Origin of the sequence: Micromonospora sagamiensis, from assembly GCF_014680085.1 — a bacterium.
Lineage (GTDB): Bacteria > Actinomycetota > Actinomycetes > Mycobacteriales > Micromonosporaceae > Micromonospora > Micromonospora inyonensis.
Genome location: NZ_AP023438.1, coordinates 4,858,357 through 4,875,747 on the forward strand (window position 1 = coordinate 4,858,357; position 17,391 = coordinate 4,875,747).

Annotated in this window: 17 protein-coding genes; 14 read left to right on the forward strand and 3 right to left on the reverse strand. The window is 73.4% G+C overall.

The window, feature by feature from the left end; all coding sequences use genetic code 11:
• Positions 1 to 36: 36 nt before the first annotated feature.
• On the reverse strand, positions 37 to 2,646 hold the full coding sequence (locus tag IGA62_RS21465) for a tetratricopeptide repeat protein (RefSeq protein WP_145819133.1): 2,610 nt from the start codon (positions 2,644 to 2,646) through the stop codon (positions 37 to 39).
• Positions 2,647 to 2,782: 136 nt separating this feature from the next.
• Between IGA62_RS21465 and IGA62_RS21470 the strand changes: the two genes are divergently transcribed.
• The 5 genes from IGA62_RS21470 to IGA62_RS21490 are packed head-to-tail and all read left to right on the forward strand — an operon-like array spanning position 2,783 to position 6,504.
• Positions 2,783 to 2,974 carry a hypothetical protein gene (locus tag IGA62_RS21470; protein WP_145819132.1) on the forward strand — a complete coding sequence of 64 codons (192 nt, stop codon included), beginning with the start codon at positions 2,783 to 2,785 and terminating at the stop codon, positions 2,972 to 2,974.
• Positions 2,975 to 3,529, forward strand: coding sequence for a MauE/DoxX family redox-associated membrane protein (locus IGA62_RS21475; protein WP_145819131.1), 555 nt, complete (start codon positions 2,975 to 2,977; stop codon positions 3,527 to 3,529). It abuts the gene before it with no gap.
• Positions 3,517 to 4,092, forward strand: coding sequence for a TlpA disulfide reductase family protein (locus IGA62_RS21480; RefSeq protein WP_145819130.1), 576 nt, complete (start codon positions 3,517 to 3,519; stop codon positions 4,090 to 4,092). Before IGA62_RS21475 ends, IGA62_RS21480 begins: the two co-directional genes overlap by 13 nt.
• 4 nt (positions 4,093 to 4,096) lie before the next feature.
• Complete coding sequence (locus IGA62_RS21485; RefSeq protein WP_145819129.1) at positions 4,097 to 5,944, forward strand: ABC transporter ATP-binding protein; 1,848 nt, start codon at positions 4,097 to 4,099, stop codon at positions 5,942 to 5,944.
• The gene (locus IGA62_RS21490) at positions 5,941 to 6,504 is read left to right on the forward strand and encodes a S26 family signal peptidase (RefSeq protein WP_198501091.1); all 564 of its coding nucleotides are present in this window, start codon (positions 5,941 to 5,943) and stop codon (positions 6,502 to 6,504) included. Before IGA62_RS21485 ends, IGA62_RS21490 begins: the two co-directional genes overlap by 4 nt.
• Positions 6,505 to 6,511: 7 nt before the next feature.
• On the opposite strand, the gene IGA62_RS21495 is transcribed toward IGA62_RS21490, so the two are convergent.
• A complete protein-coding gene (locus IGA62_RS21495; RefSeq protein WP_145819128.1) occupies positions 6,512 to 7,357 on the reverse strand; it encodes an amidohydrolase family protein in 846 nt (281 codons plus the stop codon).
• A gap of 111 nt (positions 7,358 to 7,468) precedes the next feature.
• Here IGA62_RS21495 and IGA62_RS21500 point away from each other — a divergent pair, with 111 nt between their 5' ends.
• The 6 genes from IGA62_RS21500 (at position 7,469) to IGA62_RS21525 (ending at position 13,299) form a co-directional block, all read left to right on the forward strand.
• Entirely contained in the window at positions 7,469 to 8,758 is a 1,290-nt protein-coding gene (locus IGA62_RS21500) for a M20 metallopeptidase family protein (RefSeq protein WP_186499973.1), read from the forward strand.
• Entirely contained in the window at positions 8,755 to 9,786 is a 1,032-nt protein-coding gene (locus tag IGA62_RS21505) for a Gfo/Idh/MocA family protein (protein WP_145819126.1), read from the forward strand. The genes IGA62_RS21500 and IGA62_RS21505 overlap by 4 nt, the downstream gene beginning before the upstream one ends.
• The gene (locus tag IGA62_RS21510; protein WP_145819125.1) at positions 9,773 to 11,071 is read left to right on the forward strand and encodes an ABC transporter substrate-binding protein; all 1,299 of its coding nucleotides are present in this window, start codon (positions 9,773 to 9,775) and stop codon (positions 11,069 to 11,071) included. Before IGA62_RS21505 ends, IGA62_RS21510 begins: the two co-directional genes overlap by 14 nt.
• A gap of 64 nt (positions 11,072 to 11,135) precedes the next feature.
• A complete protein-coding gene (locus IGA62_RS21515; RefSeq protein ID WP_145819124.1) occupies positions 11,136 to 12,095 on the forward strand; it encodes a carbohydrate ABC transporter permease in 960 nt (319 codons plus the stop codon).
• Complete coding sequence (locus tag IGA62_RS21520; RefSeq protein WP_145819123.1) at positions 12,092 to 12,925, forward strand: carbohydrate ABC transporter permease; 834 nt, start codon at positions 12,092 to 12,094, stop codon at positions 12,923 to 12,925. Before IGA62_RS21515 ends, IGA62_RS21520 begins: the two co-directional genes overlap by 4 nt.
• Positions 12,922 to 13,299: an L-rhamnose mutarotase gene (locus IGA62_RS21525; protein WP_198501092.1), complete on the forward strand. Its 378-nt coding sequence runs from the start codon at positions 12,922 to 12,924 to the stop codon at positions 13,297 to 13,299. Before IGA62_RS21520 ends, IGA62_RS21525 begins: the two co-directional genes overlap by 4 nt.
• Positions 13,300 to 13,381: 82 nt before the next feature.
• Here the strand turns inward: IGA62_RS21525 and IGA62_RS21530 are convergent, their stop codons facing one another.
• Positions 13,382 to 14,512: a mandelate racemase/muconate lactonizing enzyme family protein gene (locus IGA62_RS21530; RefSeq protein WP_145819122.1), complete on the reverse strand. Its 1,131-nt coding sequence runs from the start codon at positions 14,510 to 14,512 to the stop codon at positions 13,382 to 13,384.
• A gap of 131 nt (positions 14,513 to 14,643) precedes the next feature.
• Between IGA62_RS21530 and IGA62_RS21535 the strand changes: the two genes are divergently transcribed.
• Genes IGA62_RS21535 through IGA62_RS21545 form a run of 3 tightly spaced genes read left to right on the forward strand, consistent with a single transcriptional unit; the run spans position 14,644 to position 17,376 of the window.
• Positions 14,644 to 15,579, forward strand: a complete 936-nt coding sequence (locus IGA62_RS21535) for a thiamine pyrophosphate-dependent dehydrogenase E1 component subunit alpha (RefSeq protein ID WP_145822086.1) — start codon at positions 14,644 to 14,646, stop codon at positions 15,577 to 15,579.
• Positions 15,572 to 16,552: an alpha-ketoacid dehydrogenase subunit beta gene (locus IGA62_RS21540; protein WP_145819121.1), complete on the forward strand. Its 981-nt coding sequence runs from the start codon at positions 15,572 to 15,574 to the stop codon at positions 16,550 to 16,552. The genes IGA62_RS21535 and IGA62_RS21540 overlap by 8 nt, the downstream gene beginning before the upstream one ends.
• Entirely contained in the window at positions 16,549 to 17,376 is an 828-nt protein-coding gene (locus IGA62_RS21545; protein WP_145819120.1) for an SDR family NAD(P)-dependent oxidoreductase, read from the forward strand. Before IGA62_RS21540 ends, IGA62_RS21545 begins: the two co-directional genes overlap by 4 nt.
• Positions 17,377 to 17,391: the final 15 nt, after the last annotated feature.

A 17,391-nucleotide genomic window follows, 5' to 3' on the forward strand; every position in this document is an offset into this window, starting at 1 on the left:
CGAACGCCGTGCCGACTCCCGGCGTTCGCCGGCAGCTCACCGTTCCGGGAAGTTGGTCGGGAACGCCGGCGGCTCTCCTGTGCCGCCGGAGCGTCCTGACCCGCGCGGGCGGGAGCCGCACACCGTTGAGGAAGCCGGTCCGTCCGCACCACCCGGCCCGCCTCCCGCCGCCGTCGCGAGCCGCCGGTCCTGCTCGGCGGCCCGGGCGAGGGCAGCCAGGGTACGGGCCCGTAACGCGGGTATCTGCTCGGCGGTCCAGTAGCGCAGTGTCCGGTGCAGTCGGTCGACGGCGCTCTCCGCGCCCCGACGTAGCTCGACCTCGCCGAGGCTCAGCTCGGTCAGGGCGACTCCCCACTCGTGACCCCGGTCCCGGAACAGCGCCGCCGCGGTGCCCAGCACCCGTTCCGCCTCGGCCTGCCGGACGGGGGACTGGGCGAGCGCCTCGCCCAGCGCCCGGAGGCTCTGCGCCGTGCCGATCGGGTCCCCGAGCTGCTGGAACAACGCGGCCGCCCGCCGGGCCTGCTGCTCGGCGGGGACTGCCCGACCTGCGGCGAGCAGCGCTCCGGCGAGCCCACGCGAGGCGTACGCCTGGACGAACGGGTCTCCGCAGGAGTGGGCGATGGCCTGGGCGAGCTGGATCGTTCGCACCGCCTCGGCGGTGCGTCCGAGCTGCCGCAGGACGAAGCCGAGGTTGGTCAGCGCCAATGCCCGGGTGGCGGGCCGTCGCACTCGGGCGAGTTCGTCCGTGGCGGCACGCAGTTCCCGCTCCGCCTGGTCGAGTCGGCCGGTCAGGCCGAGTACGAAACCGATGTCCCGGCGTGCCATCGCCGCGCCCGCCCGGTCACCCACCTCGTCGGCGAGTTCCCGGGCGGCGCGCAGGGTGACCAGCGCCGCCGCCGCGTCGTCGAGGTCGACCAGGCAGCTACCCAACCCGCGCAGCATGGCAGCCTCGCCTCGGCGGTCGCCGACCCGCCGGCAGACCTCGAGCGCGCTCTGCGTCACCGTGCGCCAGTCTTCGTAGTAGCCACGTAGCTGGTAGAAGTCGGCGCCGCAGGCGGCGAGTTCCCGGGCGGCCGCCGAGAGCCCGCTCTCGGCGCACGCCAGCACGAGTACGGCCAGCGTCTCCCGCTCCGCCTCGAACCAGTGGATGGGGTGTTCGACCGTCACCCGGGTCGCCTCCGTGCAGACCGTACGTGCCCCGATGCTCGGATCGTCGAGGTGCAGCCGTCGGCAGCACAGCCGGTCGCGGGCCTCTCGGGCGAGGCCGAGCCAGGCGCCGGCGAGTCTGGCCAGTGCGGCCGTCCACTCCGGTCGGCTGACCTCGGCATCGCGCCGCTCCCGGGCGTAGAGGGCGGTGATCTCGTGGAACCGGTAACGTGGTTGCCCCGCCTGGTCAGCTCCCAGTTCGTCGAGGAGGCGGGCGTTGAGCAGCTCGTCGAGCACGGTGGCACCGGCCGCCGGGTCGACCCCGAGCAGGGCGGCCACCGGCCACTCCGGAAAGGTCGCGAAACCGAGCCCGCCGAGAAGTGCGAACGCCCGGCCGGCGGCGCTGCTCAGGCCCTGGTAGCTCAGGTGCAGCCCGGGACGGATCGCCAGGTCGCCATGGCGGAGTTCGTCGAGGCGGTGCCGTTCGTCGGCGAGTCGCTGGGCGAGCGCGCCGACCGTCAGTCCGGGCCGGGCGGCGAGTCGGGCCGCGGCGATCCGGACCGCGAGTGGTAGTCCTCCGCACGCGGCGACCACCTCGGTCGCGGCGCTCGGCTCGGACCGTACCCGCTCTGCGCCGATGACCCGTCCGAGCAGTTCGACGGCGGCGGAACCGGGCAGGGGACGCAGGTCGACGGCGGCCACCCCGGGTAGTCCGGTCAGCGGCAGTCGGCTGGTCACGAGCATCGACGTCGATCCGCCCGCGAGCAGCGGCTCGATCTGGTGGTGGCCGCCCGCGTCGTCGAGCACCAGCAGCACGCGACGGCCGGCCAGCCGGGCCCGTAGCAACGCAGCCCGGGCGTCGACCCCGGCCGGTACTGTCGAGCCCTCCACTCCGAGCACCCGGAGCAGGTTGGCCAGCACGTCGGCCGGGTCGGCGGGTTCGCCGCCCGCGCCGCGCAGCCCCGCGTAGAGCTGTCCGTCCGGGAAGGCCGGGGCGTGCCGGTGAGCGGCGTGCACCGCCAGTGCGGTCTTGCCCACGCCGGGCGGGCCGGAGATCGCGACCACCGGTACGCCGCTGGTGACGGCGGCGCAGAGCCGGGCGAGTTCGGCGTCGCGTCCGACGAAGTCCGGCAGGTCGATCGGGAGCTGGCGGGGCACTCCGGGCGCGGTGGCCCCGGGCCGGACGTTCGGGTCGGTCGCACCGGCGCCCTCGACCTCGTCGGCTGGCGCGGCGCGCTCCCGCCGCCCGGCGCGACTCTCCCAGAACAGCGCCTGACCGGCCGCGACGAACGCATCGTGATCGGTAACGGTCAACTCCAGCGCCGCAGCGAGCTGGTCGACGGTGCCCGGGCGCGGGCCCCGCCCGCCGCCCCGCTCCATCTCGCCCACCGACCGGGCGCTGATCCCCGCCCGCTCGGCGAGCGCTTCCTGGGTCAGCCGGCGGCGGAGCCGGTGTTGTCGCAGCAGAAAAGCGAACGCGTTCGCGTTGATTCGAACCACCCCCGTAGGTATCGATCAATCGATGAGTTTAAACGTCCGAATGAATGTCCGGCTGAACGTCCTGGTCCGGCGATGGGAGCCGGGTTTCCATTGATCCGCTGGGATGCACCCGGCATCCGGCGTCGAGGAGGACTCCATGATCCGTACTCTCACCCGACTCGCTGACGGCCTGGTGGGTGCCGTGGCACCCAGGGCGACCGCGCAGGCCGCGCAGATCCAGACGTGCTACGAGATCTCGTGCTACTGCTCGGGCATCCGGCTGTACAAGAAGACCTGCTGCGACCTCCAGCCGTGCACCTCCTGCTACTACGTGGGCGACGGCTGCTAAATGCCGTACCTGGTAACAGCGTGTCAGGGCCTGCTCGCGGTGGTGCTGCTCGTCTCCGCGACGAGCAAGCTGCGCAGCGGGCAGGCCCTGCGCGTCCTCGCGGGCTCGCTGGCCGCGATGCGGCTGGTCCCGCCCCGGTGGGCGGAGCCGGTCGCCGCCGTACTCGCCGTGGCGGAGGCCGTGGCCGTGGTGCTGCTCCTGATTCCGGCCACCCGGCGGGTCGGGTTCGGCGCCGCTGCCGCGCTGCTCGCCGTGCTGGCCGCCGGCGTGGCGGTGGTCCTGGCCCGGGGCACCGCGCAGCCGTGCCGCTGCTTCGGTGCCTCGGCCACCCCGCTGGGTCGCCGTCACCTGGTCCGCAACGTGGTGCTCTGCCTCGCGGCGTTCGCCGGGCTCGTCGGGCCGGCAGGTCCCGCGGTCCCGGCGGGCACGCTCCTCGCGCTGCTCGCCGGTGCGGTGGCCGGCCTGCTCGTCACCGTCCTGGACGACATCGTCGCGCTTCTCACGCCGATGTCCCGCACCGACCTATCGAAGGAGATGTCCCGATGGCGTACCTAGCCGCAGCCGCAGTCCTCGTCGGCCTGCTCGCCACCGTCAACCTGCTGTTCACCATCGGCGTCGTCCGGCGGCTGCGTGAGCACACCACCGAGCTGGCGGAGCTGCGCAGCCGGGGTGGTGCCGGCGGTGGTGTCGCCGGCGCGGCCGTCGCGCTGCCGGTCGACGCGCGGATCGGCGAGTTCACCGCCACGAGCGTCGACGAGCGGCCGGTCGACCTGGTGGGACTCGGCGAGCGGCCACTGGTCGGCTTCTTCTCGCCGCAATGCCAGCCCTGCAAGGAACGACTGCCCGGCTTCGTGGAGTACGCGGCGTCCCGGGCCGGTGGTGCCGACAACGTCCTCGCCGTGGTCGCCGGCACGCCGCAGGAGGCCGCCGAGACCGTCGAGCAGCTCCGGCAGGTGGCGACCGTCGTGGTGGAGCCCGACCAGGGGCCGGTGCAGAAGGCGTTCGGGGTCAACGGGTTCCCCGCCTTCCTGCTGGTCGAGAACGCCGTGGTGGCCGCGTCCAGCTTCGACCTCGCCGTGGTCACCGAGCGTGACACCGCGCCCCTCGCCTCGGTCTGAGCCGGTGTCCTCGCTTCGTACGCTCGGTCGGGCGACGGCGCTCGCCCGGCAGGCCGCCCCGACGCAGGTGGTGGCGTACCTCGGGGTGAGCCTGGCCGTCGGGCTCACCCCGCTGGCGGCGGCCTGGCTCACCAAGCTGGTGATCGACCGGCTGGTGAGCGGCCCGGTGGCGTGGCGGGACCTGATCGGACTCGTCGCCGCGCTGGCCGCCACCGGGATCACCGCGGCGCTGCTCCCGTCCGCCGCCCGCTACCTGCGTCGGGAGACCGAACGCCGGATCCGCCTCGACGCCACGGCCCGGCTGTACGCCGCCGTGGACCGCTTCGTGGGTCTGCGCCGGTTCGAGGACCCGGCCTTCCTCGACCGGATCCAGATCGCCCGGACCAGCGGCGTCAACGCTCCCGGGATGGTGGTCGACAGCGGACTCGGGGTCACCAGCGCGGCGATCACGGTCGTCGGGTTCGGCGGCACCCTCTTCCTGCTCGGCCCGTGGGTGGCGATGACGGTCCTGGTCGCCGCCGTCCCGGCGCTCCTTGCCGAGCTGGCGCTGAGCCGTCGCCGCGCCGCGCTGGTGGCCGAGGTGGGCCAGGCGGAGCGGCGGGAGGTGTTCTACGCCGGCCTGCTCACCAACGGTCAGGCGGCCAAGGAGATCCGGCTGTTCGGGTCGGGGCCGTACCTGTGGGGGAAGATGGCGGCGGAGTTGCGGGCCATCAACGAGGGCCACCGCCGGCTCGACCGGCGTGAGCTGGCCACCCAGGCCGGCTTGGCCCTGCTCGGTGCCGGCGTCGCCGCCGGTCTCCTGCTGTGGACGGTACGGTCGGTGACGGTCGGCGTGCTCACGGTGGGTGACGTGGCGCTCGTCGTCGCCGCGGTGGCCTCGGTCCAGAGCGCGCTCTCCGGACTGGTGACGGACGCCGCCGGCATCCACCAGGCACGGTTGCTGTTCGGCCACTACGTCGCGGTGGTCGACGCCGGACCGGACCTGCCGTTGCGGCCGAAGCCGCTGGTCGCACCGCCGCTGCGCCGCGGCATCGAACTGCGCGACGTGTGGTTCCGCTACACCGACGACGGGCCGTGGGTGCTCCGGGGCGTGAACCTGCTGATCCCCGCCGAACGCTGCACCGCCGTGGTCGGGCTCAACGGTGCCGGGAAGAGCACCCTGGTCAAGCTGATGTGCCGGCTGTACGACCCGACCCGGGGCGCGGTGCTCTGGGACGGAGTCGACCTGCGTGACGTCGACCCGGCACAGTTGCGGCACCGGATCCGCGCGGTCTTCCAGGACGCCACCACGTACGACCTCACCGCCCGGGAGAACGTCGCCCTCGGTGACCTGACCGCCCTGCACGACCCCGTCCGGGTCGAGCGGGCCGCCCGGCGGGCCGGCGTGCACGACGTGATCGCCCGCCTGCCGCACGGCTACGAGACACCGCTGACCCGGACCTTCTTCTCCGGTGCCGACCGCGCGGACGCCAGCACCGGTGTGGTGCTCTCCGGCGGGCAGTGGCAGCGACTGTCGATCGCCCGTGGGCTCGTGCTCGACCGGCCCGACCTGCTCGTCCTCGACGAGCCGAGTTCGGCCCTGGACGCCGAGGCCGAGTACGAGGTGCACACCCGGCTCCGGGCGCACCGGCGTGGGCTGACCAGCCTGCTGGTGTCCCACCGCCTCGGCGTGGTGCGCGAGGCCGACCTGATCGTCGTGCTGGACGGCGGCCGGATCGTCGAACGCGGCGGCCACGATGAACTGGTCGCGGCCGGCGGTGCGTACGGGCGGCTCTTCACGCTCCAGGCAGCGGGGTACCGGGCGACCGGGCGGGACGACCAGCCGGTCCCGGTGGCGGGGGAGATGGGATGAGCGTCCTGCTGACCGCTGTCGGCGTGCTGCTCGTCCTGCTCGCGGGGGCCGTCGCGCTGGTGCGCGGTCGGGTCGTCGTGGTGTCGGTGAGCGGGTTGAGTATGACGCCGACCCTGCGTGACGGTGATCTGGTGCTGGTCCGCCGGGTGCGCGGCCGGGTGCCGCGCCGGGGTCAGGTGGTCCTGGTCGAGGAGGCGGGGCCCTGCCGCCCCGGCGGCCCGTCGGACCGGCCGCCGCTGACCTGGGTGGTCAAGCGCGTCGTGGCGCTACCGGGTGAACCGGCGCCCACGTTCCTGCCCTCCTGGGCGAGTGATCCGGCGGGGCGGGTGCCCGCCGGGCACCTGGTGCTGCTCGGTGACAACCCCGAGGTGAGTCGGGACTCCCGGCACTTCGGAGCCGTCCCGGTCGAGCGGGTGCTCGGCGTGGCCGTACGTCGGCTCGGTGGCGGGCGGCCAGTCCTGGCGGACATGTCGGCTCTGTCCACGAGGATGTCGGCCGCGACGGGTCCGCCCCCGACGGGGAGCCAGGGGACGGGCACCCGGCGCCGGAACCGGCTCTGATCTGCCGTCAGGCGGCGAGATCCGCCTGACGGCGTAGCGCGCGGCGGAGGTTGCCGCCGTACACGTCCGTCATCTCGGCGGGGGAGAGCCCGGCCAGGCCGACCGGGTCCAGGGTCTGGGTGAACGAGACGTGGTCGAGGCTGGGGGAGAAGTCCGAACCCCAGTAGAGACGCTGCGGGCCGAACCTGTCGAGCAGCACCTCGACGAACGGGCGGGCGCTGTCGTGCGGCCAGGCGTACGACGGCTCGCTGACCGCGTACAGGCCGGAGACCTTGACCCCGACGTGCGGCAGGTCGGCCAGGTCGAGCAGCGGCGCGAGCACCGACGCCGCGGCGTCCCGGTCGGGCGGGGTCGGGTGCGCGCCGGGTAGGCCGAGGTGGCTGACCAGCACCGTGCACCCCGCCAGCCGCGCCAGCGCCGGGCCGAGGTGGGCGGTGGCGGCGGGGGTGGCGTTCAGGCTGAGCACCGCACCGACCCGGTTCAGGTCGGCGGTGACCTCGCCCGGCCAGCCGGCGAAGGCCCGGCTGGCGCCCGGGTCGGCCAGGTAGGCCGAGATCCCGACGAACCCCGCCGACCACCAGCGGCGCAGGTCCTCCGGGTCCGCCGGGCCGGACGGCGGGACGTACGCCACGGGGGCGATCCAGTCGTGGTCGGCGGCGAGCCCGGCCAGGTAGGCGTTGTTGCCGGCGAACTCCGGCGCGCCCTCGTAGCCGACGACGAGCGCGCGGTCGATGCCGTGTGCGTGACGCAGCGACTCGTAGACGGCCAGTTCGTCGCCGCCGGCCGGGGACCGTCCGTAGCGGCCCGGATACCCGGTGGCGAACAGGTGCAGGTGGGCGTCGGCGCGTTCCATGGCGGGACCCTAACCCACTCCGACCAGGCCATTGACGTCGGAGGACCGCTCGCTTAAGTTCTTGTCTCAATTAGGTCCGGATTATCGGCCGGAGGCGAGGAGTGGAGCCGCGTGGTGCAGGCGCACGAGGACGTTGACGATCTGGTAAAGCTGCGTCGGCAGCTCCACCGGCACCCCGAGCTGCGGTTCACGGAGCACGGGACGGCAGCCACCCTGGCCGGTCGGCTGGCTCCCATCGCCCGGGTCCGGACCGGAATTGCCGGTACCGGTCTGCTGGCCGAGATCGACGGGCGTGCCACCGGGCCTGCGGTCCTGCTTCGGGCCGATATGGACGCCTATCCCGTTCAGGACGCCAAGGCGGTCGGCTACGCCTCCGGTAACCCGGGGGTCTGTCACGCCTGCGGGCACGACGTCCACATGGCCGTCGTCTACGGCGTGGCGGCCCGGCTCGCCGCCGACCCGCCCGCCCGGGGGACGGTCACCCTGCTCTTCCAGCCGGCCGAGGAGATTCCGTTCGGCGAGGCGTCCGGTGCCGCCGCGGCGCTCGCCGACGAGGCCCTGCGCGGGCGACGCTACGACGCCGTCCTCGGCCTGCACTGCTGGCCCGACCTGCCGGTCGGGGCGGTCGGCGTGGACCGCGAGACGGCGATGGCCGCCAAGGACGCCTTCCGGATCGAGGTGCTCGGCCGGGCCGCGCACGCCGCCACCCCCGCCCTCGGCCGCGACGCCATCCTCGGCCTGAGCGGCATCGTCAACCTGCTGCACGCCGGGGTGGCCCGGTCCCGCAACCCGCACGAACTGGTCGCGTTCAACATCGGCACGATCTCCGGCGGGGCGAGCCAGAGCCAGGTCGCGGCCTACGCGGAGGCCACCGGCACGCTGCGCACCCACGACGAGGCCACCCGTGGGCGGCTCAAGGAGGTCATCGAGCGGATCGCCCGGCAGCAGGCCGCGGCGCTCGACCTGGGGGTGCGGTTCACCTGGGCCAACGAGATGCCCCCGGTACGCAACGCGGCCTCCCTGGTCACCCTCGCGCACGCCGAGTTGCCGGGCGTCGTCGAGGTGGCCGACCTGACCGAGCCGCCGCTGACCACGGACGACTTCGCCCTGCTCGGCGTGCTCGGCCCCAGCCTCTACGTCAAGCTCGGCGTGACCGGCGAGCGCGGTGGCGCGCCGCTGCACTCCGGCGCGTTCGACGTGGACGAGCGATGCCTCGGGGCGGGTGTCACCGCGCTGGAACGGCTCACCCGGGCGGTCCTCGACGGCCGGCTCGGCGGCGGGGACGACGGCCCGACCGGTGATGGGACCGGGGCGGCCGGGGACGGCACGGCGGCCCCGGGCGGGGACCGGACCGCGACCGACGTCGGGCGGTCCGCCGAGACCGAGGCGGTCCGGGCATGAGCGTCCGGTCGGTGGCGGTGGTCGGGGGCGGGGCGTTCGGCGTCCGGCACCTGGCCGCGTACCGGTCGCTCGGCGTGCCGGTCCGGGCGCTGGTGGAGCCGGACGCGGCGACCCGTGACCGGGTGGCCACCGCGTACGCGGTGCCGCACCGGTACGCCTCGGTCGCCGACCTGCTCGCCGCCGAGCGGCCCGGCGCGGCCTCGGTCTGCGTGCCCGGCCCGGCGCACCGGGCGGTCGCCGTCGACCTGCTCGACGCCGGGGTGCCCGTCCTGGTGGAGAAGCCGCTGGCCGCCACCGTCGACGACGCCGCCGCGATCGTGGTCGCCGCCGAACGGACCGGCGTGCTCTGCCAGCCCGGCCACATCCTGCGGCACAGCGCCCCGCACCGCGCCCTGTACGAGGCGGTCCGCGCCGGCCGGCTCGGCGAGGTGCTCGCCGTGTCGTCCCGCCGGGACCGGCCCCGTACCCTCAGCCGCCTCTTTCCGCGCGAACACCCCGCGTTGCTCACCGCCGTGCACGACATCGACCTGGCGCTCTGGTACGCCGGAGCGCCGGTGGTCGAGGTCCGTGCGGTGACCCGGACCCGACCCGGACCGGTCAGCCCGGTCCTGGTGTGGGCGGAGCTTCGGCACGCCAACGACGTCGTGTCGTCGATCCGCAACAGCTACCTGCTCCCCGAGCACGCCACCAACCACACCTCGGACCTGGTCGAGGTGTACGGCACCGACGGGGTCGCGCACGTCGACCTCGGCCACCCCACGCTGCTCGTCCAGGGCGAGCCGACCGAGGCGCCCGACTGGCTCCTCTCCCCGGCCGACGGCGGCGGCGCCCTCGCCGCCGAACTGCGGCACTTCCTCGGCCAGATCGACGGCACCGAACCGGCGGCGGTCGTCCCGCTCGCCGACGGGCTGCACGTCGTCCGCGTCGCCGAGGCCGTGGTCGACAGCGCCACCTCCGGCGGCGCGGTCCGCCGGATCCCCCCGAGCCCCCCACACGTGACAGGAGCTTCTGCCGATGTTTCGACGTAGATTCGCCGGCGTCGTCGCCGCCGGTGCGGCGATCGCCGCGCTGCTGACCGCCTGCGGCGGCGGTGACGACACCTCCGACGGCCCGGTCACCCTCAAGGTGCTGACCTGGGAGCCGGGTGGCACCGAGTACTGGCAGCAGGTGAAGACCGCCTTCGAGGCCAGTCACCGGGACATCCGGTTGGAGATGCAGTCCGTCCCGTTCGACAAGTACCCCGAGGTGCAGGGCCCGTACATCACCTCGCAGTCCGGGCCGGACGTGATGGCGAACAACGCCGGGCTGGAGCTGTTCGACCGGCGCGGCGCGTACGTGCCGCTCGGCGACAAGGCTGCCGAGATCAACAAGGACCTGGTCACCTACAGCGGCGCGTGCGAGGGCTTCGACACCGCCAAGCCCTGCTACGGCGTGCCCTTCTCGTACCAGGGCAACGTCCTCTACTACAACAAGGACGTCCTGCGCGCCGCCGGCCTCGACCCGGAGAAGCCCCCGGCGACCTGGACAGACTTCGGCGCGGCCTGCGAGGCGGTGAAGAAGTCCGGCAAGACGTGTCTGGCGCTCGGCCTCTCCGGCACCTTCCCCGCCTACTGGGACTTCCCGGAGATCGCCCGCAACTACCTGTCCGAGGAGGACATCCGGGGCCTGCTGGCCGGCACCCTGTCCTGGAAGGACCCGAAGCTGGTGTCGGTCCTGGAGAAGCTGGCCGAGATCACCACCAAGGGCTGGACGAACAAGAACGCCCCGTCGATCACGATGCTGCCCGACGGCGCGGACATCTTCCAGCGCGGGGACGCCGCCTTCGCCGGCACGATCATCTCCGACGCGGTGAACTGGGACTCCTTCGGCAAGGCCCTCGGCGACGACAAGCTCGGCGTCACCCGCTGGCCGACGATCAATCCGGACGCCCCGCTGGCGCAGAAGTTCTCCGGCATCGAGGGCGCCGTCTACGGCGTCACCAAGTGGAGCGAGAAGAAGGACGCCGGTCTGACGTTCATCACCTGGCTGGCCAGCAAGGAGAACGGCGAGCTGTGGGTGAAGCACGCCAAGGGCCAGCCGTTGAACAAGAACGTCGACCCGGCGCTGCTGCCCTCGTCCCCGGCGTTCCGGAAGATCCAGGAACTGGTGGCCGAGCCGACCCTGCACGCCGGCGTGATGCTCTCCGGTCCGGAGGCGGACGCGCTCGCCCGCGGCTGGCAGCAGGTGACCCTGGGCCAGCTCACCGTCGACAAGTGGGCCGAGCAGATGCAGCAGGCGCTGGAGCGCAGCCCCACGAAGAAGCAGGGCAAGTGACCGTACCGGTCGCAGGCGGCCGGCGTGCCGCCTGCGGCCGGTGAGTCCCGGGGAAGGAACCCTGATGACCGTTTCGACCGTGCCGGTCGAGAAGTCGGCCGGCGCCGACGAACCCGCCCGGACCACCCGCCCTCCGCGCCGGCCGGGCCGGGCGCGCGAGTGGTGGCTGGGGGCAGCCCTGGTCCTGCCCGCCCTTGCCCTCGTGGTGACGTTCAAGGTGGTGCCCCTGGTCCGAGGGGTGATCACCAGCTTCGAGTCGTCCGGCGGGTTCGACGGCGGGTCCTTCGCCGGGGCGGACAACTACACCCGGATGTTCGACGACCCGATGGTGCTCACCAGCTTCCGCAACGCGCTGCTGGTGGTCGCCACCCTGCCGTTCTGGGTGGTGATCCCGCTGGTCCTGGCGGTCTTCATCCACCAGCGGTCGCCGGGCTGGAAGTTCTTCCGGGCGGTGTACTTCGTCCCGTACACCATCGCGCCGATCGTGGTCGGCATCATGTTCCGGCAGATCCTCGCCCCGGACGGGCCGATCAACGCCCTGCTGCGTACGGTCGGGCTGGAGCCGCTGGCCATCGAGTGGCTCAACGGCCGGTGGAGCGCGATCTTCTCGCTGGTCGCGGTCGCGCTGTGGAGCTTCTTCGGCCTCGGGGTGATGACCTACCTGGCCGGGCTCTCCACCATTCCCGAGGAGATGCTGGAGGCCGCGTACCTCGACGGGGCCGGCTTCTGGCGGCGGCTGTTCTCGGTGGTGGTGCCGATGCTGCGCCCGACGGTGGCCTACTGGAGTGTGCTCTGCGCGTCCGGCGTGCTGATCTGGCTGTTCCCGCTGATCTACGCCCTGACCCAGGGCGGCCCCGGGGACGCCACCATGATGCCGGAGTACCTGGTCTTCCTGACCACCTTCCAGTTCCTCGACCGGGGCTACGGCTCGGCCATCGGCATCGCGCTGTTCGTCTTCGTCGCCCTGCTGTCCGTGTTCAGCGTGCGGCACATGTTCACAGAGGGGACCCGCAAGCCGCGATGAACACGCACGCCGCCCGGATCGGGCGTTACCTGTTGACCTTCGCGCTGGTGGTCGTCGCGGTCGCGGCGCTCTACCCGCTGCTGTTCACCGTGGTCAGTTCGCTCAAGACGCAGACCGGCTTCGCCCGGGACCCGCTCGGCCTGCCGACGGCCGGGATCACCCTGGAGAACTACCTCGAGGCGTTCCGCCGGATGGACATGCCCCGGCTGCTGCTGAACTCGCTCGTCACCACCGTGGGCGGGCTGGTGCTGTCGGTGCTGGCCGCACTGCTGGTCGCGTACGTGGTGACCAAGCTGCGCTTCCGGGGCGGCCGGCTGGTCTTCCTGCTGATCATCGTCTCGCTGACCATTCCCAGCCAGGCGATCATCTACCCGCTCTACCAGACCGTGCTGGACCTGGGCATGTCCGGCGAGTACCAGGGGCTGATCCTCGCCTACGCCGCCTTCGGGCTGCCGCTGGGCACCTACCAGCTCGCCGGGTACTTCCAGCAGATTCCGGACGAGCTGATCGAGGCGGCCCGGATGGACGGTGCCGGGCACTTCGCCATCCTGTTCCGGCTGCTCACCCCGATCGCCGCCCCGGCGCTGGCCGCGCTGGCCATCTTCAACTTCGTCTGGATGTGGAACGACCTGCTGCTGCCTCTGGTGATCATGGGAGGCTCGGACAGCAAGACCCTGATGGTCGGGGTGTCCCTGCTCAGCGGGCAGTACGACGTCTCGGTGCCGCTGGTCAGCGCGGGCCTGATCGTCGCCCTGCTCCCGGTGCTCATCGTCTACCTGGTCTTCCAGCGGCAACTGGTCTCCGGGGCCCTCGCCGGGTCGGGCAAGTGAGCGCTGCCGCCACCACCCCCGGTCCGGCCGACGCCGGGCCGGGGGAGCAGGTGTGCCACCTGTACCGGCTCCGCCCCGGTGCGGAGGAGGAGTACGAGCGGCGGCACGCCGCGATCTGGCCGGAGATGTCGGCGCTGCTCGACTCGGCGGGGATCTACGACTACCACATCCACCGGCACGGCCTGCTGCTGATCTGCGTGCTGCGCACCCGGCACGGGTTCCGGCACGCCGACCGGGTCACCGGGGCGTCGGCCGTGCAGCGGCGGTGGACGGAGTCGTTGGCGCACCTGTTCGCCGAGATCGCCGACGCCGACGGCGAGCCGCTCTGGGCGTACCCCGTCTTCCGCCATGCCGGCCGGCCCCCGGAGGGCTGAGCGTGCGGTCGACGACGTGGCCCGCCGGGATGATCCCGTCGGGCCACGTCACCGCGCGAGCGGACCGGACGCGGTCCGGCGCTCAGACCGCGTACGCGACCGAACCGTCGGCACGCAGCGGAATGCGGATCAGCGGCCGACCGGTCAGGTCCAGCGGGGTGGGGTCGTCGAGGTCGAGGGTCACCCCCAGACCCGGTTCCTCCGGCACCGGCAGCCAGCCGCCCTGCCGGCGGACGCAGGCCCGCGCGGGGCCGTCGGCGAGCTGGTCGTCCACCGGGGAGTACTCCTGGGTCACGAAGTTCGGGATGGCCGCGTCCAGGTGCACCGAGGCCATGGTCAGCAGCGGGCCGAGGCAGTTGTGGCTGACCACGGCGGCGTGGTACGCCTCGGCCAGCGCGGCGATCTTGCGGGCGTGGCTGATGCCGCCGGCCAGCCCCAGGTCGGGACGGACGTACTGGGCGCCGCCCTGGGCGAGCAGCTCCTTGAACTCCCAGATGGTGTGCAGCCGCTCCCCGTTGGCCATCGGCACCCCGAGCGCCCGCCGGACGACGCCGGCCTGGCTGCTGATGCTGTCGATCTGCACCGGGTCCTCCACCAGCAGCGGCAGGTGCCGGGCCAGCGCGGGTACCACCGTCTCCGCCTGCAACGGGGTGAGCTTGCGGTGCAGCTCGACCAGCAGGTCGACGTCCGGGCCGACGGTGTCACGGACGGCGGCGGTGGTCGCCTCGGTGGCGGTGACCAGCCGGGCCAGCGACAGGTCGCCGTAGTCGGCGGGCAGCGGGTCGAACTTGACCGCGGTGAAACCGTCGGCCACGGCCGCCGCCGCCTGCGCGGCCAGCGCCTCCGCCCCGGTGCCGGGCAGCAGCAGGTGCAGCCGGATCCGGTCGCGCACCCGGCCGCCGAGCAGTTGCCACACCGGCACGTCGAGTCGCTTGCCGAGCAGGTCCCACAGGGCGATGTCCACGGCGGAGACGGCGGCGGTCAGCACCGATCCCCGGAACGGGCCCATCCGGTAGAGGTGGTGCCAGTGGTGCTCGATCCGGTTCGGATCCGCGCCGAGCAGGTGCGGCCGGAACGCCTCCACCACGGCGTGCACGGCGGTGGGGTAGCCCCAGCAGGCGGACTGTCCCACGCCGACCAGACCGTCCGACGTCCGCACCTGGACGAAGTGCGCGTCGCCCCGCACCACCGACTCGACGGCGGTGATCTCCATACCTGCCCCCAAATTAGAGACCAATAACGGCCAGAAACTTGCTCTTGCACTCTTCCATAGCCTTGCAGCCCTGGTCTAGGCTCCGATGCGAACGAGCCGGAATAAGGCTCTTAACTACCACTGGGGGTGTGATGGGTCTGCCGGACGACTATCGGCTGATGGCCCGGATCCGCCGGTTCGAGGAGCGGCTGGCCGCCCTCAAGGACGCCGGTGAGGTCCCGGGTTCGATCCACCTGTGCAACGGTCAGGAGGCGATCCCGGTCGGTGCCGCCCGTGCCCTGCGCGACGGCGACCACGTGACCGCCACGTACCGGGGGCACGGCTGGGCCATCGCCCGGGGCGTGGACCTGGTCGGCCTCTTCGCCGAGATGATGGGGCGCGACTCCGCCCTCTGCGGCGGCCGGGCCGCCTCGCCGTACCTGACCGACCCGGGCCGCTGGTTCATCGGCGAGAACTCCATCGTCGGCGCGGGCGTACCGGTCGCCGCGGGCGCGGCGCTGACCGCCCAGCGCACCGGCAGCGGCGCGGTCTCCGTGGTCAGCATCGGCGACGGCGCGATGAACCAGGGCAACGTGCACGAGGCGCTCAACCTCGCCGCCGTGCTCGCCCTGCCGTTGGTGCTGGTCGTGGAGAACAACGTCTACTCCGAGATGTCCCGGATCGAGGACATGGTGCGGATCCGTCAGTTGGCCGAACGGGCCGCCGGCTACGGAATGCCGGGCCGGGTGGTCGACGGCAACGACTGCGACGCCGTCGCCCAGGCGGTCACCGAGGCGGTCGACCGGGCCCGCGAGGGCGGCGGCCCGTCCATCGTGGAGGCGATGACCGAACGGTTGGTCGGCCACTACAGCGGCGACGTGCAGCACTACCGGCCGGCCGGCGAGATCGCCGCCGCCCGGGAACGCGAGCCCCTCGCCCGGATCCGGCAGGCCGCCGACGCCGACCTGACCGCCCGGCTCGACGTCGTCGACGCCGAGGTGGCCGCCGAGGTCGAGGCCGCCGTGACCGCCGCCCGCGCCGTGCCGTTCCCGGACCCGGCGACCGTCAAGGAGCACGTCCATGTCTGAGTCCCTGCGCTACATCCAGGCCGTCAACGCGGCGCTCACCTGGGCCCTGGACAGCCGGGAGGACACCGTCTACTTCGGCGAGGACGTCGCCCTGCCCGGCGGGCCGTTCGGCGCGACCAAGGGGCTGCACAAGCGGTTCGGCTCCGCGCGGATCTTCGACACCCCGATCTCCGAGACCGGCTTCCTCGGCATGGCCCTGGGGGCGGCGATGACCGGCCTGCGGCCGATCGCCGAGATCATGTACGCGGACTTCTCGTTCGTCGCGATGGACCAGTTCGTCAACCAGATCTCCACCATCCGGTACGCCAGCAACGGCCGCTGGAAGGCCCCGCTGGTGATCCGGATGCAGCAGGGCTACTCGCCCGGCGCCTGCGCCCAGCACTCCCACTCCCCGGAGGCGTACTTCGCGCACACCCCCGGGCTGCGGGTGGCGCTGCCGGCCACGCCGGACGACGCGTACCAGATGCTGCGGACGGCCGTGGTCAGCGACGACCCGGTGGTGGTCGCCGAGGCTCGGATGCTCTACCCGACGCGCGGGCCGGTACGCACCGACGCCCCGGTCGAACCGGTCGGCGGCGCGCGGGTGGTCCGCCCCGGCGGCGACGTCACCGTGGTGTCCTGGTCCCGGATGGTCACCGCGTCCCTCGACGCGGCCGGCACGCTCGCCGAGGAGGGCATCGAGGCGGAGGTGATCGACCTGCGCTGGCTCAACCCGCTCGACTTCGACACCGTCGCCGCCTCGGTGGCCCGCACCGGCCGGCTCGTAGTGGCCCACGAGGCGAACCTGACCGGCGGGTTCGGCGCGGAGATCGCCGCCCGCGCGGCCGCGGAGTGCTTCGCCGACCTGCGCGCCCCGGTGGCCCGGGTGGGCCTGCCGGACCTGCCGATGCCGGCCGCCCCCACGCTCCAGCAGGCCGTGGTGCCCGAGGCCGCCGACGTGGCGGCGGCGGTGCGGCGGACGGTCGGTCGATGACCGGCCCCACCCCCTCGGCCGGTCCGGAATCGCCGGCCGACCCCAGCCCGTCGGCCAGCAGAGCGGCCGACCCCACCCCGTCGGCCGGTCTGCTGGCCGGCCGGCGGGTGGTGGTCGTCGGCGGTGCCTCCGGCATCGGCCGGGCCACCGTGCGGGCCGCCGCCGACGCGGGCGCGGCGCTCGCCGTCCTGGACGCCGACGGCGAGGGCGCGGCCTCCGCCGCTGCCGACGCCCGGCTCGCCGGGGCGACCGCCTGCGCCCGCCGGGTCGACGTCACCGTGGAGGACGAGGTCGCCGCCGCCCTCGACGACGTCGCCGCCGAACTGGGCGGCATCGACGCGGTGCTGCACGTGGCCGGGGTGATGCGCGGCCAGGGGCTGGACGTGCGGGACGTCCCGGTCGAACTGTGGGCGCAGGTGATCGCGGTCAACCTGACCGGGCCGTTCCTCGTCGCCCGGCACGCCACCCGGCACCTCACCCCCGGCAGCGGCGTGCTGGTGCTGGTCGGATCGAAGGCCGGCGTGCTCACCGGCTCCGGCTCGGTACCCTACGGCGCGAGTAAGGGAGGGTTGCACGGGCTGGCGCTCACGCTGGACCGGCAGTTGCGTCCACAGGGAATCCGGGTGCACACGCTCTGCCCCGGCGACATCGACACACCGCTGATGCGGCGGTCGCTGGACGAGGCGCGGGCCAACGGCACCGACGGGGGACGGGTCGCGGCGATCGAGGCCGCGCTGGGCCGCCCGGAGGACGTGGCGTCGGCACTGGTGCTGCTGGCGTCGCCGGCCAGCGACGGTGTCGTCGGCACCGTCCACACCGGCTGAGCACCCACCCGAGGG